Annotated in this window: 1 protein-coding gene; it reads left to right on the top strand. The window is 63.3% G+C overall.

The window, feature by feature from the left end:
- On the top strand, positions 1-481 hold a 481-nt coding region (locus ATE71_RS22355), incomplete at its 5' end, for an RcnB family protein (protein WP_201023000.1).
- Positions 482-776: the final 295 nt, after the last annotated feature.

Raw genomic sequence — 776 nt, forward strand, 5'->3', positions numbered from 1 at the left:
CAATGGCCGTGTCGACCGCCGCTACGATCGCAATCGCAACGGCGACCTCGACCGGCGCTGGGACCGCAACAACGACAACCGCGTCGACCGCCGCTACGACCGCAATCGCAACGGCTATGTCGATCGGCGTTATCGCGACGGCCGCCACGACCGCTACGATCGCAATCACAACCGCTGGAGCCGCGACTGGCGCAGCGACCGCCGCTACGACTGGCGCAGCTATCGCGACCGGCACCGCAGCTATTACCGCATGCCGCGCTATTACAACCCGTATCGCGGCTATAACTACACGCGCTTCAGCATCGGCTTCACGCTCGGCTCGCTCTTTTACAGCCAGCGCTACTGGATCAACGATCCGGGCTATTACCGCCTGCCGCCCGCTTATGGGGGCTATCGCTGGGTCCGCTATTACGACGACGCGCTTTTGGTCGATACCTATTCGGGCGAAGTGGTCGACGTGATCTACGATTTCTTCTGGTAATATTCCTTTCGGTTACCCGAAGACAAACTGGGGGCCGGCTCGTCCGGCCCCTTTTTTCGTGTCGAAGCATCCGGTTTCGATCGTTTACTGCCATGGGCGCCGACCTGGATCGAACGACCTCCAGCGAGCGATTGCGGCCCACAGATCCTCCTGTGGCGCAGCCATGGGGAGGTGGCAGCGCGAAGCGCTGACGGAGGGGCTGATGGGCGCGACGTCGTAGCCCCTCGCCCCCCGGCGGCGGCGGTCCCCCTCCCCATCGCTTCGCGGCTGGGAGGATTTTTGACGTCCGCATACA

Origin of the sequence: Sphingopyxis sp. H115 (assembly GCF_001468465.1) — a bacterium.
Classification (GTDB): domain Bacteria; phylum Pseudomonadota; class Alphaproteobacteria; order Sphingomonadales; family Sphingomonadaceae; genus Sphingopyxis.